Origin of the sequence: Bacillus sp. FSL K6-0073, from assembly GCF_038006085.1 — a bacterium.
Classification (GTDB): Bacteria; Bacillota; Bacilli; order Bacillales; family Bacillaceae_G; genus Bacillus_A; species Bacillus_A cereus.
On sequence record NZ_JBBOUN010000001.1, the window covers coordinates 2,704,609 to 2,725,740 of the forward strand.

Below are 21,132 nucleotides of genomic sequence, written 5' to 3' on the forward strand. Positions count from 1 at the left end.
GGCTGTTGCTTTATGGAACTACATCTCCTTCTCTAATAACCGCCCTTTTTTGAAATAAGCCCGTAGCGTTGAACGATTGGCCAAAAATACACCAATCAATATAAGACAAGCCCCCATTCCCATTGTAGGATTTAAAGGTTCCCCTAAAATGATATATCCCACAATTATTGCAATTAATGGTGATACATATAACCACGTCGATGGAAATACTGGATTTGTTTTTGATAAGAGCCAGTAATATAATCCGTGTCCACCAATCGATCCGATAAGTATGAGATATAAAATAGGCCATTGCACACTCCATGAAGTTAATACGGTTACATTTGGTTGTTCTACAATAATAGATGTGATTAGGAGTAAAATCCCTCCATAAAACATTTGAATACCGTTAATAAGAAATGGTGATACATTTGATAAATCTGAAAGTATTTCTTTCGAACGAATAGAGCCTATTCCGTAAAATAACTCTCCTATAACTAAAACAATACAAGCAATACTCCATATGAAACTTACTTGTTGATGCATTCCTGGTAAAGAAACAAATATAACACCTATTAGTGCAATAACTAAAGCAACGAGTTGTTCCTTTTGTAATTTCTCCCTATTCTTCTTTGCTTGTATTAACAAAATCATCATTGGTCCCGTAGCAGAAAGAACAGCAGCTAATCCTGAAGAAATATATTGTTCTGACCAATATAAACTTGCGAATGTCATAAATGTTAAACAAAATCCAGCATACATAATGCGTTTTGAAAATATATGTGGCATAATTTCTTTTCGCTTGAATTTAAAAATAATCATAAGGATTATGCCCGCTAAAAAGAAGCGAATTCCTGCTGAAAACAACGGTGGCGCGCCTGCTTCAATTCCAATTTTTATCGTTAAAAATGTTGTCCCGAAAATAATACATACTAAAATGTAATTAAAAATGACCATTTTTCTTCCTCCTTTTTACTCTTAAAATGAGTATAGAGGGTATGGTGTATAACAGTGTATCTGCGTATATAACAGTTACCTAAAATCATAGTTGATTCTATTTATATTTTTCGCTTTAATTAAATAAAAACGAAAAAGGTGAAACCATGAAGATTGTCCTTCGTAAAGAATCCAACATACCGTATTATCAGCAAATATATATGCAAATTGTAGAAAGAGTACAAAGTGGCATGCTTTCGCATGGTGACTCACTCCCATCTTTACGCTCTATGGCCGAAAATTTGCAGATTAGTCTATTAACTGTTCGTAAAGCATATAAGCAGTTAGAAAAGAAAGAATATATACGCATCCAACAAGGTAAAGGTGCTTATATACATAAACATGTAAAGAAAGATTTCAAACCAATTCCGTATAAATGGCAACAAACGAAAACCATTAATGTTATGCGTTCTCAATATGCAATGAATAAGCACCGTAAATATTATAATTTTTCACAAGCAATTCTGTATCCTCGTCTGTTACCAAATCCATTTTTGGCAGATGAAATGCATAAATTGCTGGATAAAAATCCGATGTTGTTAGCAACTTATGGGCCAGTTCAAGGCGATTATGAATTGCGAGTTGAAATAGCAAATTACTTAAATGAACACCAGAAATTAGTGACAGACCCATCTCAATTATTAATTACAAGCGGAGCACAACAAGGAATTGATTTAATTGCTCAAACATTATTAAAACCTGGAGATATTGTATTAGTAGAAAGTCCATGTTACAGTGCTGCACTTGATGTTTTCATCAATAAAGGTGTTCAAATCATTCCCGTTTCTCTTGATAATCATGGAGTTCGCTCCGACTTAATTGATGATATTTGTCAAAGTAAAAATCCTGTTTTATTGTATACGAATCCAACCTTCCAGAATCCGACAGGTACAGTAATGAGTAAAGAACGAAGAATGGAACTTATAGAACTAGCGGAGCTATATCAATTTTTTATCATTGAAGATGATTCTTTCGGAGAAATATATTTTGAGGATGCTATAATCCCGCCCCCAATCAAAAGTTTTGATAAAGATGGCCACGTAATATATATAAAAGGATTTAGTAAAACGTTAGCACCAGGACTGCGTATCGCAGCACTTATTGCCGATGGCCCTATTTTTGAATGGCTATATGCAGTAAAAGGTTCGATGGATATCGGTAGTCCTTTATTAACACAGAAGGCACTTCTACCGTTTTTACGTGCAGAACGTATGAAAAACCATTTAGAAAAATTACGTACAGCTTTACAAATGAGACGTGATTTAACAATTGATATATTGTCGTCATTAAAAGAACTAAACTTTGAAATACCAAATGGAGGTTTTAATTTATGGGTGACACTGCCTGATTCGATAGATCCCTTTACCTTATTACAAAAAGCAAATGAAGTAGATGTCTCTTTTTTACCAGGAACGGCTTGTCTATTAAATTACGAAACAAATGATAACCAATTAAGAATTAGCTATTCAATGTTAAACGAGAAAGATATGGAAATTGGATTAGAAAAATTACACGATACAATACGAAACAGTATTTGTTAGAAGTAATATCACAATAGCTAACAATAAATAATACCCGCAAATGAAAATGTATAGTATGGGATATTATTTATTGTTGAGCTTTTTCGTTATTCTTAACAACCGGTTTTAAAACTTGCCTTTCTTTTAATTCTTCAACACTACCATATTGAACAATAACAATTGCTTTCATTTCCTCTCCTCCTTGCTGTTTATTTTAATAACATACAATTATTTCTCAAAATTTTTTTCCTTGAATTAACATATAATTATTTTTGGGGGTAATTATGCAAGAAGCATTATAAAGTGAAACTTTAATCAACCCTCGCCAATTGGGCTTTTTCGGGCAGTTGGTCCCCTCCCAACCTCTTTACTTTCCCTGAATTTTGAGACGGGACTCTTACTGACCAGCAAATAGCGGGATGAATTCCAATACGAATCTTACACACATCTTAGAATCATCCAAAACTGTTTTATTAATTAAATTCAAAAGAAATGGGGCTAACTATATGAGTGAAAAGATATTTAAAATAAACGAAATTGATATATGTACAGAAAGCTTTGGAAACCCTAAGAACCCTGCTATTTTATTAATTATGGGTGCTACATGTTCCATGGTTTATTGGGATGAAGAGTTTTGTGAGCTGTTGGCTAGTACGGGGAAGTTTGTTATTCGCTTTGATAACCGTGATGTTGGACGCTCTGTTACCTATGAACCTAGAACTTCCAATTATACAGTAACAGATATGGCTGAAGATGCAATTGGAGTACTAGATGCTTATCATATTGATAAAGCTCACCTATTTGGTATGTCATTAGGTGGTATGATTGCTCAAATTGCCGCTGTAAAACATCCCGAAAGAATTTTGACGCTAACTTTACTAGCGACTAGTGTAATAGGATCTGATGACAATACTCGCGATTTACCTCCAATGGATGAAAGGATTTTAACACATCATGTAAATGGCACAAGTATAGATTGGACAAATAAAAATGATGTGGCAGAGTATTTAGTTTCAGGATCTCGTCTATTATGTGGATCAGAACGAATATTTGATGAAAATAGAGTTTATAAACAAGTAAAACAAGAAATAGAACGCGCAAACAATTTATTAAGTATGTTTAATCACGCTTTACTTCAAGGTGATGATGCATATGAGGGTGTACTTCACTCCATACAAGCACCTACATTGGTTATTCACGGAACAGACGATACAGCACTCCCATTTGAACATGGCCTCGCACTAATTGATGAAATTCCAAACTCAGTGCTATTAACTCTTAAAGGGGCAGGCCATGAAAACCATCCAGATGACTGGGAAAGCATAATTAATGCTGTTTCTAAACATACATCTAAAATTTAGATAAATAACTAATGGAAGGGGCACAAATTGTATTGTGCCCCCTTCTATTTACAAACAAAACCCCATCACTGTATTCGTATGTATAGTGATGGGGACTTCTTATATTTTTCTATGTTTAAAAAAATGGACAATCTAATTGATCAACAGATTCCCATAATTTTTTTTTTGCATTTTCGGTGGATGTATTTGTGTCTAGTGTCATGTTTTTAAAAGGGTTTACCTCGACTTTTAATAAGGATGAAGGCTCCACATATAATGAGAAAACATGGCTGCTTGGTAAAGCTTTAGAAACGTCAATATCTCCTACTTGTTTAAATAGTTGCTGCGCAGCAAAGAAGAAGAAATTAGTTGGATTTGATTGTTTATTCAGCCACGCAAGCATTTCAGGTGATACCGATTTATGAATATTGATTTTTACTCGATCACCACGTTTATATCGCCTAGATCGCATACTTCCACCAACTAACTTATCGTTAAGTTTGTAAATCCTAACTCTTTTTGCTTATGCTCTCTATATTTTGGCGAACAAGTATAGACTAATAATCCTCGTGCATTTGTAAATAACGGATTATCTACAAAGATTACATTTTTGAGTCGTCCTTTTTGCTTTAAAATCATTTTTAAACTGTTTTTAATAATTACTGCACCCCCGCCATAAATAAACACGTATGGATCGTCTTTCATATCATCAATTTTATTTATAATATCTGTTGCAACACGTGCTGCTAAACCTAATAGTGCTGGCTGTGATTCCTCAACTAATAATGTATTTCTCGGATGCTTATCATTTAAATAAATTTGATTGAATTCTGTAATACTATCAATCGTTTTAGTTGGATACTTCCGGTTCCATCTCGTAATGATTTGTAGTAACGTCTCTTTTACACCATAAGATAAACCTTTACTTAGTTGCGGACGGAAATTCACCCCTAATGAAACGACTTCTTCTGTCGTCCCTGCGCCAATATCAAAAGAGAGTAGCGTTTTATCTACAAAATCAATTTCAGAAACTTGATTTTGCTCACATTCTATTTTATGTTTCACAACATTTCCTTCTTCATCGTATACAATGCCCCACGTCCCAGAAGCACCCTCAGGCAGGCATTTACAATACTCAATTGAAACATTAATTGTCACATCGCGTCCGTTCGGATAATGGAAAATAACCTTATGATTTCCCATATAACGTTTTGCATTTTCAGCAGCTATTTCTTGTGTAATAAGTTGCATAGGAAGAGCGACAGATAAATCATAACGAATATTAATATGGCTAGAAGTTGGACTTTGACGCATAGCGCTTACCGCCAAACCTGATAGTATTGTAATAACCATTAACTCATCCGTTGACTTATTTGATTTCTTCTCTACCTCAGTACCTTTTAATTGATCTTGAATGACTTTTTCTCCAACGATGTATCGTACATTATTTAGCATTAACGATGGCGAACTTATAGTCACATCAATGTGGTTTTCTAATTCAGATAATGAAACATCTACCTCATCTAAGAGTCCTGTAGGCTCACCTATATATAAAGAATAAATACTCGGAATAAAAATAGGGTCTTGCCCTTTCACCATTAACTTCAAACCGTTGTTTCCTGCATCTGCACCAGCTTTTAAAAGTATAGACATAACTACCCCCTAAATTAATCTGACATCCCTTCCAAATATATGCGAGCCCATTCTTTTACATTCAAATGTATTGTAATTTTTTATTTATCATAGAACTAAAATATTACATACTTACATATTTCATGTAAAAAGTATTTGACATGATACTTTTCCAATTTTATACTTATATTTGTAAAGAGTTTTTTACAATCGAGGGGGCAATTATTTATTGAATACTAAAAAAACTATTTTTATAATCATTGTTTTAGCATTAATTGCAATACTAGTACATGGCACATATAAATACATAACTGAAGGTTCTATTTTGGGCGGTACGATTTTTGCTATTTCGTTAATACTTAGTAATTTAATTAATTACATTACTTGGGGAGATCCCCACGGTGTATCAGAAGAAAGTCAAGATGAAATGGGACAACAAATTACATATAAAAGCTTTAAAATTGCATATTTTGTGCTTGTAGTTGTAATGTTCCTTATATTAATCTTCTCTGAAGGATTTTCTATGGGGGCTAATTTAGATGGAGTAAAAAACCTCCCTCTGTTCATCGCAATTTGCTCTTCATTCTTTATTTATCCTATTGTCGAACTCGTAGTTGCAAAACAATATAAATAAAAAGATGAGGTTTTCTACATGTAGAAAACCTCATCTTTTTATATTTACATACCCTCTACAATTGCTTTTAATTTGTTCACAGTCCGCCAATTCCTAACTGTAGCTGGTGTATGTAACTTCTGAAACTGGTTCATTAATTTAGAATTTCGAATGCTATTTTTGAAAAACAAATAAACGACCTTCTCATCTATATAGCAATCTTCAAGTTCACTTTTAAATATAAGCAATTGACTACTCTCTTCTTCAGAAAGTACATTAGCTAAAAAAGCAATATGAACACTTTCTCCTTCTAACAATGAATGAACTTCATACGGACATTGCTTAATAATATTTATAAATTCATCATGTGTTCTTAGCATGACTGGAACATCGAAATCAAATTCATTTTTTATTTCCATTTGTATTCGGTCTTTTAGAAAGTTTATATCTTCCTCAGATTCGAACACTATATTACCACTTTGTATATACGTTTTCACTTGTTTTAACCCTATTGATTCAAACACTCGTTTTAACTCAGCCATTTTGATTACTTTATGTCCACCGACATTGATTCCTCTTAGTAATGCAATATAAAGTGTCATACTATTCCCCCCACAATAAAATGAACTTATCAATTGAATCGATTTTCCCACTCATATTTCTCGGATATTTGTTTTAATTCTTCTAACATATCATGAATAGATAATACCTCAAATAAAATAATATACTCACTTGAAAAATGGTGATGATAATGATTTGGTTTATAATCTTTTAAATCATTTTTATAACTCCAAGTTGAGATATTAAAAAATTCACAAACTAACACTGTAAGAAAAACTGCAATCTCAGTTTTAATCACTCTTCCCCCAACGATATTCCATTTTCTATCTTGATTCATTTTTTATATCCTTCATTTCTATTTCATTTTATATACATATATTATATATTGTTAAAATAAAAAAACCTACTACATGAATATTCAAGAGTAAGTTTTCTATCTCATTATTTCATTATAGACAAATGCATTATTATTTGTTGGCCTATTGGTCCCATTCTTCTAAAACCTTTATCTTGGAAGCCGACTTTTGCATATAAATCTTGTGCAGGAATATTTCTTTCATTCACAGCAAGTACAACTTCATTTTTTATTGGAAAATAACGTTTTACAAACTCGTCTAATAATAACAATGACTTTTTGACGTATCCTTTTCTTTGTCTATTGTGATTTATAGAAAATGAGGTTAAAAGTAAAGCGTTTTTATTGTCTGTAAATTCCTGTACTCTATCGCCTGTTTGCAATGAGAAAAGACCCACCGGTACCCCATTGTAATCTAAAATAACAATCACATTTTTTGTACGATCACTTTTTGCTTTCTCCAGTAATGCGCTTGGATCTGATGTAAACTGAACTTGTTCACTTGGTAAAGTAAATGTTTGTATAACTTCTTTATATTTCTCCTTATACGGAACTAATTGAATTTCCCCTGTGTGTATGTTCATGCTAAACTCTCCCATTTTTTAGCTTATTAACCTATACCTTGCTGTGCTTTTGAATGCACTCTTCCATCTAAAAAGGTAATTTCAACAAATGAATTTGGATTGTTTCCTTTCCAAGCAAAAATTTGTTTAATTTGTGTAGAATGTTCTACCCCTTCTTCTATAAGTAAATCTCCTTCAAAACCAATTAAATCTTTCACTTCTGTATAAGTCATCCCTTCATTTATACTCGAGAAATGATTTATATTGATAGACTCTTTCTGTTGCTTTTCCATCACAGTAGAAGAAGTTGCTGTTTGATTTTTCACTTCTTTTCTCTGTTCACACGCTGTCATACTGAAACCTAAGCATAAACTAAACAATATACATGCGCTTTTTTTCATCATAACAGTTGTCCCTCCCATCATAATTAAACCATATTTTCCCTTAAAAATAAACTGAATATTTAATATTATATTTAAAAACCTCGTACAATTAAGTACGAGGCTAATTTCATTTATTCAAATGATTATTTGATTGATCATTCTGTTCTTTTCTTAACTCTTGTTCTTCATCTTTTGGTAATTGTTTATCATTATCTTTAATTGGATTCGTTTCTCTATTTTCTATCATATCATTTGGAACTTGTGGCATTACTCGGCCCACAATAGCGGCTAATTCATCTAGTATACCTTCACCTGTTTTTCCTTTTTTAATTTGCTTTCCAATTTGTTTGAGGCGTTCATACGTATCAACATCTGCTACAACGACTGCATTAGCACCGTCAGGGTCATTTTTTAAACTTTCTGCAACAGAGTATTTAATTGATTCAACTCGAGTTCGATCAAGTTTTGCTTTTACATCAATACCTACAATAGCATATTTTCCAACAACGACCGCGGTTGCATCATTCACACCTGGCACACTTGCCGCTAAAGATGCTAAATGATCTGCTGCTTTTTCATTTGGCTTATTTGATTTATTCGTATAATTAACATTTTTCATTGAAACATTTTTTTGTTCCGTTTTTTCGTTTGGATTGTCTTTTTTTCCAATACTGCATCCAGTTATAACAAAGCAAAGCATCAATATATATATTAGAGTTTTCATTATTTTCACCACTTCACTATTAAGGTTTAATCATAAATTTTTTCAACAGCTTGCATTTTCTTTACCTTTTCCTCGGCCCCGCTATTAGCATTAATGAATATTTGGTACGTATCTTTTCCTAAAGTGCCTACAAATTCATAGCAAAGTACTTCATTATGCAAATCATTGACTACTAAAGCTTTACGTTCTTCCATGACTTTTACATCCGGATTGATTTTCTTTCTTGCTTCTGCTGCAGTTAGCTTTGCCGATGGAACTGTTCGCTTTTGATGTGATGCTAAATATTCTTTTGCGGAGAACCCAACAATAGAACCATCATCTAAAGCAATTTTCATTTGGATTGCTTCTGGATAAATTCGTACTCCATTTTCATTTACTACATACGTAAATACACCAACATTATCATATTGAGAGCTATCATAAAGCTCCATATTATTAAACTTATGGTCCTTTAAAAATTTCAAACCTTTACTACCTGCATCGTTTAAACTAACTTTCTGTTCTTTAATTTCGCGGTTATTCATAACCCAAATTGGATATCCGCCTTTTCCGGTAATATCCATATAGAACTCATTGTTCGTTGCTTCATCTTTAATTTTCACACTATAGAAGGATTCTTTCGCACCTTTTCCGCTTTTCTCAACATCTACTTTTTCATTTCCTTTTAAATTCAAAAACGATTTGGCAATTTTCGCCGCTTCATCTTTAGAAATTGCCTTTCCTTCCGCTTCAAATCCGCCTTTTTTATTTTTTTGCGCACTTGTAAAGGTCGGTCCGAAGTTTGTAGAAGAATATGATGTTACGTTTTTCTCTACAGTTTTCAATCCATCAATAATTGTGTTATCTGCTGGATCGCGATTTGATGCAAGTGCCATTTCTACATCCATCCAGCGTAAATTATTTTTCAAAACAAGATGTTGTACTTTTCTTAGTTCATCTTGTATATTTCCTGCATTTGAATATAAAGTTTGCAACGTTTTATATTCTTGCTCATTTAACGGTTCTTTTTCTAAATCACGAATGGCTGCACGGTAACTAAAATCACCGATATTCGCTAAAAATTCTTCCGTTTTATTAAATGGCATTAATGTTAAAGGAAGTTGTCCTACATCTGAGCGAGCTTCAGATGTTAAACGCCATACATCTGCTAATGCAGGTGATAAAGATGATCGTGAATTCATCGCAAGTGTTGTGCCAATTTTATCGTGTAATAAATCGACTTCGTATGCTAAATCATGGAATGCACGTTGATAGCTATTTTCCGCTCGAATTAAAACCGCATTTTTCTCTTGGTGCTCTTTATAGCCCCAATATCCTGTTCCTACTACACCGACTGTTAATAATACAATAATAATACCTCGTAACATTGTCCCACCTCCGCTCTATTTACAGAAAATATGTTTACCGATTTTTTTAATTTGTGGACGAGTCCAAATCCATTTACTAGTCGCAGTATCTGGATTGAAATAATATAAAGCATTTCCTGTTGGATCCCATCCGTTAATCGCATCTAAAACTGCTTTTTTTGCTGTTTCATTTGGCGTTAAATATATTTGTCCATCGGCTACCGCTGTAAATGCTCTAGGCTCAAAGATTACACCTGAAACAGTATTTGGGAATGATGCACTTGTAACACGGTTCAAAATGACAGCAGCTACTGCAACTTGTCCTAAATATGGTTCACCGCGTGATTCTCCGTATACTGCGTTTGCCATAAGCTGAATATCATTTTGAGAATAACCGTTCGGAACATTTGTCCCTTTATTTTGAGGTGGTTTATTCTCTTGTGCAGTGCCACCACTATTTCCTTTATTCGTTGTCGTCCCTTTATTAGCAGTTGACTTGTCATACTTTGTTGCTTTCACGAGCATTTGCTTCGTTTTAGCTCCAGCTAAACCATCAACGGGTAATCCGAATTTCTCTTGAAAATTCCGAAGTGCCCAATATGTACCCCATCCGAAAACACCATCCACTTTTCCCGTATAAAATCCGTTATATTTCAAACGAGATTGCAGTTCAATGACATCTTCGCCAGATGCCCCTCTTTGAATGACTTGATTAGAAAAAGCTTCTACATTCTTTAGTTGTATACTACTGACCATTAAAGACAGTCCTATGAACGCAAGTAAAACTGCTATTTTAAAAATAGCCTTTTGGCGCATAATTTTCCCTCCTTAATTACGGAAATGATTTCTTGGTTATGTTTTGTAAAAGCCTCGCTTTTATGTAAAGAAGACAAAAAAATCCAAACTCATATCGTTGAAAAAATATGTAAACAATATACAAAAAAGATAAAAGGAGTTCATCATGAAGAAATTGTTAAAGCGTGTCGCACTTGTCATTCTGTTCCTAACAACATGTTCAAATATATATACAGGCTCATCAATTGTTCATGCGCAGCCGCCGTATGCCAAATGGGGTAAGCTTGCCGTAGAAAAGACGAAAGAACAATACCCAAAAGCAGAAATTATTGACTATCTTCATATAGGTAGAAAACCAAAAACAGTTCAAATAACTGTTGAAAAATTTAAATTGTGGTTACGTGAAGATGGAAAAGAATACGGTGTTTTTGTTGATGTAGAATTTGAAACGAAGACGGAGAAATTTATAAAGTTGTCGTTTCAGAAGACGAGTAGATAAAGTGAAACCTTAATCAGTGGGGGTTTTGTTCATCTCCCACTAATCATCAGCCCTCACCAATCGGACTTTTACGGGCAGCCCGACAAATAGCTGGATAAAGTGAAACCCCACTGTTAAAAACAGACACAGTGGGGTTCTTGCATTTCTAAAATTCTTTTCTAAAGTTTCGATTCCCTAAAAATCTTACCAATATACAAATAGCACCGATTACAACTGCTATCCCTATACTGTATAAAAGTACTTTACCATACCCACCTATTCTTGGATCTAAAAACGGATATGGATACCAATTCACGATTGGGCCACGTATTAAGCTATATACAACGTAAAAACACGGGAATAAGAGCCAACTTGCAGATTGTTTCCAAGTGATTTTCTTAATAGGTGGATTTAAAATCCAATCTAAAAGCATTGCAATCGGCATGATATAATGTAGCACAGTATTTACCCATGGTATTGCCGTTTGAAGTGACTCTTCTAACCCTCTTAGTAACAAAAAATAAATGAGTCCTGTCGTAAGTATGTATACCGTTGCCGCACCACGAAGTATACTAAACTGTTCTGAGCGACCAAATGTAGCTGTTCCGATACTGCTTAAAAGGAGAATACATGCAACTAAAATGTTACTTTCGATAGTAAAGAAACTAAAAAAGTTAACTGGATTGAACGGTTTCACTTGTGCCCTGATTATGAATTGCGTAATAATGGCGCTACATACTAGAAGACTTAAACAGAATCTAAATAAAGATAAAATTTTTTCATCCTTCATACATTCCCTCCTTTTCTTATATATAATTAGAAATTCCCTGTACATGCTCAATAAATAGTTTTAATGGAACGAGCCCACGTTTTGGCATATGACTACTTATAATAGCTACTACTTCTAACTGAGGAATGATAACGATGTATTGTCCGCCGTATCCCATAGCGAAATATATACAATACGGTATGTGAAATCTTTCGGTATGTAATACCCACCAGTGATATCCATATGCGCCGACATGTTCATATGTTTCAAAATGCGCCCTACTTGACTCTTCTAACCATTTCGCTGATACAATTTCTTTTTCATTCCAATATCCATTTTGCAAACATAATTTTCCTAATTTTAATAAATCGGTAGATTTCATTTTCATACCGAAGCCGCCGACATATATACCCTGCGGATCTTGTTGCCACTCGTATTCGTTAATTTCTAATGGATTAAATAAATATTTCTTTGCAAACCGCTCTGTCGACATTCCAGTAGCTTCTTGAATAATATAGCTCAGTAAATGAGAAGAACCTGAATTATAATTCATTTTTGTAGCAGGTTCTTCAATTATTGGCTTTTCTAATATGTACTGTACCCAGTTCTCTGATTCTACAAAGTCATTTGGGAATACTACTCCATTCCCAAACTCTTTCCAGTCCTCACCAGTAGTCATTGTTAATAAGTGATATAGTGTTAAATTATGTTTTCCCCTAGGTACATTTTCAATCCACTCTGTGATCGGTGTATGTATATCATTTATATAGCCCTTATCAACTGCAATACCAATTAATAAAGATACGATACTTTTTGTAATCGAATTTATTTTATATAAGTTATTTGCACATTCGGGTGTTTTATAATACTCAGTTGTTAATTGTCCTTTTTGATAAACAAGAAATGTATTCACTTTTTTCTTTTCGAATTTATTTTCTAGTTGCTTGAAATCCAAAACTTTACCTCCATTTAAATAGTTAATCCATTTATTATATCTTGTTCCTTCATTTTAAACATAATTGTGCTCAAATAAAAATAAACCTGTCAGCCATAATGAACTGACAGGTTTATTTTTATAATTTCGTACGAACATTCCAAAGCTCTGGGAAGAATTGTTGATCAAGTACTCGCTTTAAATAAGAAACACCGGAGGATCCACCTGTACCCATTTTATGTCCAATAATTCTTTCTACTGTTTTCATATGACGGAAACGCCATTGTTGTAGCCAGTCTTCAATATCAATCAATTTTTCAGCAAGCTGATATAAGTTCCAATATTTTTTCACATCCGCATACACTTCTAACCATGCTGCTTCTACTGTTGCATCTTCTTCATAAGGCTGCGTAATATCACGGTTTAACACATCTTTATGAATAAGGAATCCTTCTTTTACTAATGCTTGAATCGCGACATCATATAGACTTGGTGCATGTAGCGCTTTATGAAGTCGTGCATGTAATTCTGGATCCTTTTCATAAATTTTTAATGCATGTGGCGTTTTATAGCCAAGTGCATACTCAATCATACGATATTGATACGATTGAAAACCTGAAGCTTGACCGAGTGAATCACGAAACTCAATATATTCTGATGGTGTTAATGTCGCAAGAATATCCCAAGATTGAATAATTTGAGACTGAATTTTTGATACACGTGCTAACATTTTAAAAGCTGGTTGTAATTTATCTTGTTTAATAGATTCAATCGCCGCATTTAGCTCATGTAAAATGAGCTTCATCCAAAGCTCACTTGCTTGGTGAATAACGATAAATAACATTTCATCATGATGGTCTGATAATCTTTTTTGAGAAGATAGTAAACTATCTAATTGTAAATATTCCCCATACGTCATATTCTCTTTAAAATCCGTATGAATCCCTTTTTCCATAATTACTTTTTCATTTTCTTTCATATTAGCCAAACGCCCCTTTTATATCATTCTACTTATATTGGTCTAATAACGGCTCGAACTGGACTTCCATCTGCATCAGTTAATGCAAGTGGTAATGCAATCAATTCATAATCACCGTCTGCTACATGATCTAGTACGACATTTTCTAAAATATGAATTCCATGTTTAAATAATTGATGATGCGCTGCTAATTCTTTATCATCTAGCGGATCAACTGATGGTACATCTACTCCGATTAAACGAATACCTTTCTCCGAAAGAAAAGGTGCTATGTCTGCACGTAAATGAGGGATCACATCTGGAAATTCTTCAGCTTTTCCATGTGAAGATGTACGTAATAATAATCGTTCTACACCTTCTAAATGAAAGCTTTCTAATTCCTTTTCCCCGATGCTTTCAAGATTAGAAACGTCAATAATCCGTGCTGGGCCAACATAAACTTGAACATCTAAATCCAATACTTTCTTTCCATCATTATCAAAATGAAATGGTGCATCAATATGAGTGCCTGTATGAATACTCATCGTTAACTTTCCAACATTTACCGAGCCACTTTCTTCTTTTGACCATGAAACTTCATATGAGAACGGTGTGTCTCCTGGCCACGTTGCAATATCATTATTTAGCGGTTGTGAAATATCAATCCACTCTGATGTTTTCATGCTTATGCCACAACCTCTCGCTTATTTTCAAACTGTTTATACTCTTCTTCTTTCATAATTTTCTTTAATATTTGTACAGATTTCCACACTTCTTCATATGTGTTATATAAAGCGACCGGCGCCAGTCTTACTCCATTAGGTGCTCGGAAATCAGGGATAACTCCATTTGCTTTTAGCGCTTTACAAATACGTGCTGCTTCTGCATGTTCTAAATATATGTGCCCGCCACGTTTTTCATCCTCTAATGGATTTCCAATTGTAAATCCGAAATCTTTTAATTCGTGATCAATTAAATTCAGCATATATCTTGTAATATGTAAAGATTTTTCGCGTAAACGTTCAATACCAGCATCTTTAAACATTTCAAGAGAACCAATTAAAGGTGCTGTACTTAATACGTGCGGTGTACCAATTTGATAAGCACCTGCATGATCGGCAGCTGTTAATGTATGCTCCATATCAAACTGCTTATCTTTTCTAGAACTAAACCATCCAGACAACCCTGGCAGTCTATTAAAATGTTTACTATTTACATAAATTCCTGCAACGCCACCCGGTCCTGCATTTAAATATTTATAATTGCACCAAACAGCAAAATCGACATCCCAATCTTTGAAATGATGCGGAATAGATCCTATTGAATGGCATAAATCAAATCCAATATGAATACCGCGTTTATGAGCTTCCGTTGTTAAACGTTTCATATCAAGAATTTGACCACTTCTATATAAAACAGAAGGTAATAAAATTAAAGCGATATCATCTTCCATCGCATGGATAATATCTTCTTCAGAAAGTGTTCTACCATCTCTGCTTTTCACTCTTACTAAATGTTCATCTGGATCTAATCCTTTTAAACGAATTTGACTTTGAAGTGCATATATATCTGACGGGAATGTTAATTCATCCGCAAGAATTTTTGTACGTATTCCTTTCGGCTCATAAAATGTGGCAATCACTTGGTGTATATTTGTCGTCGTGGAACCGGTTACAATAGTTTCTTCTGGTAAAGCTCCAATAAGAGGTGCAGTCAACTCACCTAATTTCTCCGAGAGGAAAAACCACGGATGCTCACCCTCTGTCCAGCCGTCAATGCCATACTCTTTCCATGAATCTAGCAAAGTAAGTAACGATTTCTCTGCTCTTTTTGAAAGTAGTCCTAATGAGTTTCCATCTAAATATATCGTTCCTTCTTTTTTATAGAATTCAGTTTGAAAATCTTTCAGTTCATCATGTTTATCACATTCAAGCGCATATTCATAATTCGGTTGAAATGGTTCTTTATACATGGTGTCACCTTCTCTTAATTTTCTTTTTATTCTAACTAATTGAAATATATCACCTCAATTGATACGACGTCAATGATATTATGTCAGTTGACTTTATATATGAATTTCTTTTACAATACAGTTATATTTTCAGATATTTCAGTATAAAGAGGTGATTCTTTGAAAAACAGTACCCTTTCATCAAGAAAACACCGCTCCTTAGAAACCAAGAAGAAACTATTACACTCTGGTTACACTATTTTTATACGTAACGGATTTCAAAAAACGACAATTACACAAATTATTAAACATGCAGAAACCGGATATGGTACAGCATATGTATACTTTAAAAACAAAGATAATCTCCTTATCGTTTTAATGGAAGATGTTATGAATCAATTTTATGATATTACCAAGCGCTCCTTTTTGCCTCAAACGAAGGAAGAAGCACATAAAATGATTCAAAATCAAGTTAGAGCATTTCTACAACTAGCAAAGAAAGAACGAGCTATTTTACAAGTTGTAGAAGAAGCAATCGGATTATCAAAAGAGATACGTCAAAACTGGGACGAGATACGGGAACGCTTCATAAACAATATTACGCAGGATATTACATACTCTCAAGAAAGTGGATTAGCACAGCCTGAATTAAATAAAGAAATTGTAGCACGTGCTTGGTTCGCAATGAATGAGATGTTTCTTTGGACGATTGTGAAAAATGATAAAAAATTAGAGTTAGAAGAGATAATACATACATTGACGGAAATGTATACGACAGGGTTATATAAATAGCACACCTGTAATAAATACGGTGTGCTATTTTACATTTATAAAAATATTTTATCTGGGTATGGCAATGCTAAAAGGGGCTTTTCAGATAAAGGGAAATATTTTAGTTTTAACGATTCGTCATCTATCGATCTTAACTCGCCACTAGTAACTTCACACTCAAACACAACAACAATATATTCTACTTCATCACCATTCGGATATATATGGCGGTACTTTTCTCCTCCAAATACTCCTTTTTGTTTTTTTACTTGTACTTCCAATCCTGTTTCTTCCCAAACTTCCCGAATTACTGCTTCTTCTGGAGTTTCCCCAAGTTCAATTGCTCCAGCTGGCAAACTCCAGTATTCCCCGCCAGGATATTGAAACAAAATATCTCCCTGCCCATTTTTTATAACAGCAGCTACACTTGGCATGAATATTAGTTCATGTCCTAATTGCTCACGGATTTTTTTATAATATAGCGACATAGACATAAAATTCTCCCCCACTTCATTAGTAAATACCTTTATTTCCTGACATCTATTGTATAATAATACCAATAACAATTCCTATATAGAAAGGACAAGAAAATGTCTCAAGAACAACTAGTAAATAGTTTTCTATCATTTTTAGGTGCTACAAAACAGCATACTAGCTTAAAGTTTTTAAATGAACTTATTAAAGCTCATCAAGAAAAAGTAAAGTGGGAAACTCTTACTAAAATAATTGACTGGGAAAAAGGTAATAAAACAGGTCATTTTTTTCCTTCCATTGAGACATACATATACCGTATTTTCCAAGGTAAGAAAAGAGAACATAACCTTACCTCTTCTGAACTTACTTATTGGATAACAAAGAGATTTTGTATTGATAAAGAAATATAAAAAAGAGCTTTTAAGATTTCCAATGAAAAATCTTAAAATAATAAAAACGTTACTCAATCCTTTGAGTAACGTTTTCCCCTTAATATTTCTTTAATATTAATTTTCTTTATTATAAGCAGTTTCTACACATTCTGCTAGACGCTCCATTTGTTCCATAGTTATACCTCGTGATATCCAGCCTGTTAACTTATACATAATTTTATAATAAAAATTACTAGGTTCATATTCTGAAATTACTGTTAGTGCTGTACCTTCCTCATCTTCTTCTAACATATAAGTCATTGCTGAATATCCTTGCTTCATTTCACTACCAAGTGAAATAATATGCGGTGCATCGTATTCAAGGATTTCTACTTCAGCCTCGAATATTTTCTTACCGACTTTTTGAACAGTAATATATTTATCTCCTACACGTGGATTCTCTTTATCCATATTTGAAGGATAGCGATTTTCTATTATAAACGTATTCCATTCTTTTATTTTTTCATCTTCTATTATGTAGTCACATACAACATCCAATGGTGCTTTTATTACTATTTCAATTGCAAAACTCATTATACTGCCCCTCTCAAATACCCTATCCATTTCTATTTTAACTAAATCATTATGCCATATTTTATATAGTGAAATACAAGTAGAATTTCAACTTTTTATTGTGAGGGGGATTCAATAAATAATCATTTTTTATTAATTTAAAAACTTATTCATATAAAATATTTTATTAAAGATACAACAATTAAAAACAAAGCCACGAGTAGTAAAGCAATTCCTATACTTCTATTTTCTTTTCCGTTATTTTTTAAATTTTGCACGCCTAAGCTAACTAACATAAACCCTAAAAGCGTTTGTAAAATTAGCATACTCAGTTCCGAAGTATCATTCCAACTATAAATGGAATACCCCATTATAATAATTGCAAGTAAAACAGTTACGATCCTATTCATACGCAAACCCTCCCTTTTTAAAAAGAAACCGCTAAGTTTTCTTAGCGGTTTTATTAACAATTTATATTTAGTAAATGTGCTTTTCATGAATTTGATATAAGTCAAAAGAATTTCCTGTCCAATATAACTACGCATGTTAGCCCACTTTTTCTTTATTCAGTCTACTTACAATTCCAACAATAAATTTATATTCAACCCTTCTCTTCTTATCTTTCTTAAAACCCTCTTTCGTATCAAAAATAAAACAAGTTTTCCGAAACCAAATACGTACGTATAATGACTCAAAATAAATAGGTTTTATAATACCTCGTTCTTCAAATTCAGTCCCATCTTTATTTTCAGTTTCCGTTCGAACAAACCACCTATTCCCGATTCCAATTTCAATGTACTTCACACACTAACCTCCATTAGGAAATTTCCCTTCTAACAATTCTATTATTTCCCCGGTAAGCGCACATTCCGACAGAACATGAGCCCACAAAGAAAAAGTAGATTACAAAAATCTACTTTATAACTTATATTTTTGCATTCGTTTATAAAATGTACTACGGGGTACATTTAATAGTTTTGCAGCTAACGAAACATTTCCATTTGTCTTTTGTAATGCTTCAATCATGCTATCACGCTGTATTTTTTCGCGAAAATGTAATGTATGTTCTGTTTTATTTTCAACTTGTAACTCAAGTTGTTGTTGATTTCCCCTCATTGTTTGTAACAAAAAAGCTACTTGTTTTTCGCATATTTCCCGTCCTTGCGACAAAATGTAAATGCGTTCTAATACATTTACTAGTTCCCGAATATTTCCGGGCCATGTATGTTGTAAAAATTGATTGTATATACTCTTTGGAAATACAACATTCCAATTCTTCCGTTCGCAAAAGTGTTGTATAAAATATGGGATATCCTCTTTTCTTTCTATTAACGATGGAACATATAACGGATAAACGTGCAAACGATAATATAAATCTTGACGGAATTTCCCTTCTTCTACTAACCGTAGTAAATCTTTATGTGTGGCAGTAATAATACGAATATTTACTGGTACCAATTTTGAACTCCCAATTGGAGTTATTGTGCGTTCTTGTAAAACACGCAATAATGCTACTTGCATCTCTGGTGGTACTTCACCAATTTCATCTAAAAATAATGTTCCTCCGTTTGCTTGTTCAAATTTCCCTTTATATCCTTGACGTCGCGCACCTGTAAATGCACCTTCAGCATAACCGAACAATTCACTTTCCATTAATTCTTTAGGCAAAGAACCGCAGTTAACAGCTATAAAGGGCCCGTCTTTTCTTGGACTATTTTCATGAATCGCTCTCGCAACATATTCCTTTCCTACTCCTGTCTCACCACATACATACACACTAGCATCAGTCGGTGAAACAAGCTTAATTTCTTCTAGTGTGTGTTGAAATGCTCTGCTTGTCCCGGTAACTCCTGAAAAAGTAATCCCTTTTATAAATGTGAGAGCAGAATATGTATTCATTTGTTTATTTTCCTTTAAATACATACATTTCCCAATCATTCTTTCATTACTATATACTGGTATCTCTAATTTAGTTTCCAATCCATGGTGCATTAACTCTTCAAGTTTCATTCTTGACCAATTATTTATTCGTTCACGAACGCTCTTACTCGCAGAAACGATAACATCACGATGATTACAAATAACTACTTGTTCATCACTATCAATAACATCTAAAAAACGATGAATTAAATGTAATTCATTTTGATGAACTCTTATGCTACATTCACGTTCTATCGCATGTGCAATTGAAGTTACTATACCGAGCATATATGGATGCGAAAATTCAATTGGACAGGAGAAATCTAGAACACCAATTAATTTCCCATCATCATTATGAATGGGAGCAGCCGCACAACTCCAGCTATGAGATGCCACGGTGTAATGTTCAGTACCACTTATCATAATAGCTTCTTCAATTTCTAGCGCTGTTCCAATTGCATTTGTGCCAACAGCTGATTCCGTCCATTTTACACCTTCAATAAAATTAATATGTTTCGCTCGCTTTAACGTTTGTTTATTTCCACTTAACGATAGAACATAACCATCTGGATCGATTAATAATGCCATCATTTGTAGTTCATCAATGGTTTTTCTCATATTTTGTATTTGAGGTAATGCGATATCAAGGAAAATTTCACTCTTTTTCTTTTGTTCTTGAAAAATGTTAGAAGACAAAATTTTCTGACCTTTATTCATGTGAGGATTAACATTAGCCTGTTTACATCGATGCCACGATTCTGAAATTCTTTGATTTATGCGATTTGAATCAAGAACACCTTCATTAACAAACTTTTTCCATGTATGTAAGTAAAACGGTGAAGCTAACATTGTATCATCTCCCTTTTAATTGTTTTGGAGATTTATAAAACATACTTTTATTATAAAACTGAATAAAAGCGTTTTCAATGCAACTAGCAAGACAACACAAATATGTTAATAATTTGAATATCTTAATGCACTTCTTTATTCTTTTTTAGTAGCACTATATTTTGTATAATGGACGCAAAGAAAATACATAACCAAAACCACTTTTGTGGATTACCATTTATAAAGAAAACAATCACGGCTATTGCAAATAAAATAGTGGATGCTAAACTAAAATATA

Annotated in this window: 25 protein-coding genes and 1 pseudogene; 6 read left to right on the top strand and 20 right to left on the bottom strand. The window is 33.4% G+C overall.

Features of this window, described 5'->3' with window-relative positions:
• Nucleotides 1-18: 18 nt before the first annotated feature.
• A complete protein-coding gene (locus MHB52_RS13995) occupies nt 19-936 on the bottom strand; it encodes a DMT family transporter (protein ID WP_061663197.1) in 918 nt (305 codons plus the stop codon).
• 146 nt (nt 937-1,082) lie between these two features.
• On the opposite strand from MHB52_RS13995, the gene pdxR reads away from it, so the two are divergent.
• The gene (gene pdxR, locus MHB52_RS14000) at nt 1,083-2,516 is read left to right on the top strand and encodes a MocR-like pyridoxine biosynthesis transcription factor PdxR (protein ID WP_061663196.1); all 1,434 of its coding nucleotides are present in this window, start codon (nt 1,083-1,085) and stop codon (nt 2,514-2,516) included.
• A gap of 485 nt (nt 2,517-3,001) precedes the next feature.
• On the top strand, nt 3,002-3,856 hold the full coding sequence (locus MHB52_RS14005; protein ID WP_044797657.1) for an alpha/beta fold hydrolase: 855 nt from the start codon (nt 3,002-3,004) through the stop codon (nt 3,854-3,856).
• A gap of 115 nt (nt 3,857-3,971) precedes the next feature.
• Here MHB52_RS14005 and MHB52_RS14010 read toward each other — a convergent pair whose 3' ends face one another.
• Nucleotides 3,972-4,307 (bottom strand): hypothetical protein, encoded by a 336-nt coding sequence (locus MHB52_RS14010; protein WP_001257760.1) that lies wholly within the window; start codon nt 4,305-4,307, stop codon nt 3,972-3,974.
• 11 nt (nt 4,308-4,318) lie between these two features.
• A complete protein-coding gene (locus tag MHB52_RS14015) occupies nt 4,319-5,488 on the bottom strand; it encodes a ParM/StbA family protein (protein WP_000025622.1) in 1,170 nt (389 codons plus the stop codon).
• Between the two features lie 208 nt (nt 5,489-5,696).
• Here MHB52_RS14015 and MHB52_RS14020 point away from each other — a divergent pair, with 208 nt between their 5' ends.
• The gene (locus tag MHB52_RS14020) at nt 5,697-6,101 is read left to right on the top strand and encodes a hypothetical protein (protein ID WP_001093144.1); all 405 of its coding nucleotides are present in this window, start codon (nt 5,697-5,699) and stop codon (nt 6,099-6,101) included.
• Between the two features lie 44 nt (nt 6,102-6,145).
• Here the strand turns inward: MHB52_RS14020 and MHB52_RS14025 are convergent, their stop codons facing one another.
• The 7 genes from MHB52_RS14025 to sleB all read right to left on the bottom strand — a co-directional run bounded on the left by MHB52_RS14025 (nt 6,146) and on the right by sleB (nt 10,828).
• Nucleotides 6,146-6,682, bottom strand: coding sequence for a DUF1697 domain-containing protein (locus tag MHB52_RS14025; protein WP_016118045.1), 537 nt, complete (start codon nt 6,680-6,682; stop codon nt 6,146-6,148).
• A gap of 29 nt (nt 6,683-6,711) precedes the next feature.
• Nucleotides 6,712-6,978 carry a hypothetical protein gene (locus tag MHB52_RS14030; protein WP_061663195.1) on the bottom strand — a complete coding sequence of 89 codons (267 nt, stop codon included), beginning with the start codon at nt 6,976-6,978 and terminating at the stop codon, nt 6,712-6,714.
• Nucleotides 6,979-7,082: 104 nt separating this feature from the next.
• On the bottom strand, nt 7,083-7,595 hold the full coding sequence (locus MHB52_RS14035; protein WP_137026717.1) for a GNAT family N-acetyltransferase: 513 nt from the start codon (nt 7,593-7,595) through the stop codon (nt 7,083-7,085).
• 11 nt (nt 7,596-7,606) lie between these two features.
• Nucleotides 7,607-7,963 (bottom strand): hypothetical protein, encoded by a 357-nt coding sequence (locus MHB52_RS14040; RefSeq protein WP_000976442.1) that lies wholly within the window; start codon nt 7,961-7,963, stop codon nt 7,607-7,609.
• 106 nt (nt 7,964-8,069) lie between these two features.
• Nucleotides 8,070-8,666 carry a YhcN/YlaJ family sporulation lipoprotein gene (locus MHB52_RS14045; protein WP_000854059.1) on the bottom strand — a complete coding sequence of 199 codons (597 nt, stop codon included), beginning with the start codon at nt 8,664-8,666 and terminating at the stop codon, nt 8,070-8,072.
• A 26-nt stretch (nt 8,667-8,692) separates the two neighbouring features.
• Entirely contained in the window at nt 8,693-10,033 is a 1,341-nt protein-coding gene (ypeB, locus tag MHB52_RS14050; protein WP_000943727.1) for a germination protein YpeB, read from the bottom strand.
• A gap of 15 nt (nt 10,034-10,048) precedes the next feature.
• Nucleotides 10,049-10,828 carry a spore cortex-lytic enzyme gene (gene sleB / locus MHB52_RS14055; RefSeq protein WP_001249053.1) on the bottom strand — a complete coding sequence of 260 codons (780 nt, stop codon included), beginning with the start codon at nt 10,826-10,828 and terminating at the stop codon, nt 10,049-10,051.
• A 145-nt stretch (nt 10,829-10,973) separates the two neighbouring features.
• Here sleB and MHB52_RS14060 point away from each other — a divergent pair, with 145 nt between their 5' ends.
• Entirely contained in the window at nt 10,974-11,306 is a 333-nt protein-coding gene (locus tag MHB52_RS14060; protein ID WP_000734901.1) for a DUF3889 domain-containing protein, read from the top strand.
• Nucleotides 11,307-11,451: 145 nt separating this feature from the next.
• Here MHB52_RS14060 and MHB52_RS14065 read toward each other — a convergent pair whose 3' ends face one another.
• From MHB52_RS14065 to kynU, 5 genes are all read right to left on the bottom strand, one after another.
• Nucleotides 11,452-12,075 (bottom strand): Pr6Pr family membrane protein, encoded by a 624-nt coding sequence (locus tag MHB52_RS14065; protein ID WP_061664212.1) that lies wholly within the window; start codon nt 12,073-12,075, stop codon nt 11,452-11,454.
• Between the two features lie 16 nt (nt 12,076-12,091).
• On the bottom strand, nt 12,092-13,009 hold the full coding sequence (locus MHB52_RS14070) for a serine hydrolase domain-containing protein (RefSeq protein WP_000346264.1): 918 nt from the start codon (nt 13,007-13,009) through the stop codon (nt 12,092-12,094).
• A gap of 118 nt (nt 13,010-13,127) precedes the next feature.
• A complete protein-coding gene (kynA, locus tag MHB52_RS14075) occupies nt 13,128-13,967 on the bottom strand; it encodes a tryptophan 2,3-dioxygenase (protein ID WP_000661953.1) in 840 nt (279 codons plus the stop codon).
• Between the two features lie 32 nt (nt 13,968-13,999).
• A complete protein-coding gene (gene kynB, locus MHB52_RS14080) occupies nt 14,000-14,629 on the bottom strand; it encodes an arylformamidase (protein WP_000858060.1) in 630 nt (209 codons plus the stop codon).
• A gap of 2 nt (nt 14,630-14,631) precedes the next feature.
• Complete coding sequence (gene kynU, locus MHB52_RS14085; protein ID WP_000276259.1) at nt 14,632-15,918, bottom strand: kynureninase; 1,287 nt, start codon at nt 15,916-15,918, stop codon at nt 14,632-14,634.
• 159 nt (nt 15,919-16,077) lie between these two features.
• Between kynU and MHB52_RS14090 the strand changes: the two genes are divergently transcribed.
• The gene (locus tag MHB52_RS14090) at nt 16,078-16,689 is read left to right on the top strand and encodes a TetR/AcrR family transcriptional regulator (protein WP_000798556.1); all 612 of its coding nucleotides are present in this window, start codon (nt 16,078-16,080) and stop codon (nt 16,687-16,689) included.
• A gap of 35 nt (nt 16,690-16,724) precedes the next feature.
• Here the strand turns inward: MHB52_RS14090 and MHB52_RS14095 are convergent, their stop codons facing one another.
• Nucleotides 16,725-17,162 (bottom strand): NUDIX domain-containing protein, encoded by a 438-nt coding sequence (locus tag MHB52_RS14095; protein ID WP_000062930.1) that lies wholly within the window; start codon nt 17,160-17,162, stop codon nt 16,725-16,727.
• Nucleotides 17,163-17,258: 96 nt separating this feature from the next.
• On the opposite strand from MHB52_RS14095, the pseudogene MHB52_RS14100 reads away from it, so the two are divergent.
• A pseudogene (locus MHB52_RS14100) lies at nt 17,259-17,549 on the top strand (hypothetical protein); the annotation flags it as partial.
• A 99-nt stretch (nt 17,550-17,648) separates the two neighbouring features.
• On the opposite strand, the gene MHB52_RS14105 reads toward MHB52_RS14100, so the two are convergent.
• From MHB52_RS14105 to MHB52_RS14120, 4 genes are all read right to left on the bottom strand, one after another.
• A complete protein-coding gene (locus tag MHB52_RS14105; RefSeq protein WP_000006409.1) occupies nt 17,649-18,107 on the bottom strand; it encodes an SRPBCC family protein in 459 nt (152 codons plus the stop codon).
• 149 nt (nt 18,108-18,256) lie between these two features.
• On the bottom strand, nt 18,257-18,496 hold the full coding sequence (locus tag MHB52_RS14110; RefSeq protein WP_001080075.1) for a DUF3953 domain-containing protein: 240 nt from the start codon (nt 18,494-18,496) through the stop codon (nt 18,257-18,259).
• A gap of 136 nt (nt 18,497-18,632) precedes the next feature.
• Nucleotides 18,633-18,890, bottom strand: coding sequence for a DUF3977 family protein (locus tag MHB52_RS14115; protein WP_000873842.1), 258 nt, complete (start codon nt 18,888-18,890; stop codon nt 18,633-18,635).
• A 114-nt stretch (nt 18,891-19,004) separates the two neighbouring features.
• Nucleotides 19,005-20,855: a sigma-54-dependent Fis family transcriptional regulator gene (locus MHB52_RS14120; RefSeq protein ID WP_061664211.1), complete on the bottom strand. Its 1,851-nt coding sequence runs from the start codon at nt 20,853-20,855 to the stop codon at nt 19,005-19,007.
• Nucleotides 20,856-21,132: the final 277 nt, after the last annotated feature.

Coding starts and splice junctions, on each gene's coding strand:
- MHB52_RS14120 (WP_061664211.1), bottom strand. CDS start 20,855: ATGTTAGCTTCACCGTTTTACTTACATACATGGAAAAAGTTTGTTAAT.
- kynB (WP_000858060.1), bottom strand. CDS start 14,629: ATGAAAACATCAGAGTGGATTGATATTTCACAACCGCTAAATAATGAT.
- MHB52_RS14030 (WP_061663195.1), bottom strand. CDS start 6,978: ATGAATCAAGATAGAAAATGGAATATCGTTGGGGGAAGAGTGATTAAA.
- MHB52_RS14010 (WP_001257760.1), bottom strand. CDS start 4,307: ATGCGATCTAGGCGATATAAACGTGGTGATCGAGTAAAAATCAATATT.
- MHB52_RS14015 (WP_000025622.1), bottom strand. CDS start 5,488: ATGTCTATACTTTTAAAAGCTGGTGCAGATGCAGGAAACAACGGTTTG.
- MHB52_RS14105 (WP_000006409.1), bottom strand. CDS start 18,107: ATGAGTTTTGCAATTGAAATAGTAATAAAAGCACCATTGGATGTTGTA.
- MHB52_RS14065 (WP_061664212.1), bottom strand. CDS start 12,075: ATGAAGGATGAAAAAATTTTATCTTTATTTAGATTCTGTTTAAGTCTT.
- sleB (WP_001249053.1), bottom strand. CDS start 10,828: ATGCGCCAAAAGGCTATTTTTAAAATAGCAGTTTTACTTGCGTTCATA.
- MHB52_RS14040 (WP_000976442.1), bottom strand. CDS start 7,963: ATGATGAAAAAAAGCGCATGTATATTGTTTAGTTTATGCTTAGGTTTC.
- MHB52_RS14035 (WP_137026717.1), bottom strand. CDS start 7,595: ATGGGAGAGTTTAGCATGAACATACACACAGGGGAAATTCAATTAGTT.
- MHB52_RS14025 (WP_016118045.1), bottom strand. CDS start 6,682: ATGACACTTTATATTGCATTACTAAGAGGAATCAATGTCGGTGGACAT.
- MHB52_RS14095 (WP_000062930.1), bottom strand. CDS start 17,162: ATGTCTATGTCGCTATATTATAAAAAAATCCGTGAGCAATTAGGACAT.
- kynU (WP_000276259.1), bottom strand. CDS start 15,918: ATGTATAAAGAACCATTTCAACCGAATTATGAATATGCGCTTGAATGT.
- MHB52_RS14060 (WP_000734901.1), top strand. CDS start 10,974: ATGAAGAAATTGTTAAAGCGTGTCGCACTTGTCATTCTGTTCCTAACA.
- MHB52_RS14110 (WP_001080075.1), bottom strand. CDS start 18,496: ATGAATAGGATCGTAACTGTTTTACTTGCAATTATTATAATGGGGTAT.
- ypeB (WP_000943727.1), bottom strand. CDS start 10,033: ATGTTACGAGGTATTATTATTGTATTATTAACAGTCGGTGTAGTAGGA.
- pdxR (WP_061663196.1), top strand. CDS start 1,083: ATGAAGATTGTCCTTCGTAAAGAATCCAACATACCGTATTATCAGCAA.
- MHB52_RS14045 (WP_000854059.1), bottom strand. CDS start 8,666: ATGAAAACTCTAATATATATATTGATGCTTTGCTTTGTTATAACTGGA.
- kynA (WP_000661953.1), bottom strand. CDS start 13,967: ATGAAAGAAAATGAAAAAGTAATTATGGAAAAAGGGATTCATACGGAT.
- MHB52_RS14005 (WP_044797657.1), top strand. CDS start 3,002: ATGAGTGAAAAGATATTTAAAATAAACGAAATTGATATATGTACAGAA.
- MHB52_RS13995 (WP_061663197.1), bottom strand. CDS start 936: ATGGTCATTTTTAATTACATTTTAGTATGTATTATTTTCGGGACAACA.